General features: G+C 69.6%; 1 protein-coding gene. It reads right to left on the reverse strand.

Going from position 1 to position 289, the window contains the following annotated elements:
- On the reverse strand, positions 1–289 hold a 289-nt coding region (locus EN857_RS34165; RefSeq protein WP_281036058.1), incomplete at both ends, for a sigma factor-like helix-turn-helix DNA-binding protein.

Raw genomic sequence — 289 nt, forward strand, 5'->3', positions numbered from 1 at the left:
GCAGCAGGTCGACGAGGCCGTCGAGATTGTCGGCCTGCCAGGCTTGCATGTAGCGTTCGAGCAGCAGGCCCTCCTGCTGGCTTGGCCGTGACGGCTGCGAGGGGCGGCCCTCGGGATATCGCTCTCCAAGCTTGGCGCGGGCCCGCTGCAGCGCGCTGTTGATCGAGGCGGTCGACCCGCCCAGCAGTTGCGCTGTCTCGACGGCGGACCATCCCAGCACGTCGCACAGAAGCAGGGCGGCCCGCTGCCTTGGCGGCAGGAGCTGGATCGCCGCGACAAAGGCGAGTTG

Origin of the sequence: Mesorhizobium sp. M4B.F.Ca.ET.214.01.1.1, from assembly GCF_004791545.1 — a bacterium.
Lineage (GTDB): Bacteria > Pseudomonadota > Alphaproteobacteria > Rhizobiales > Rhizobiaceae > Mesorhizobium > Mesorhizobium abyssinicae.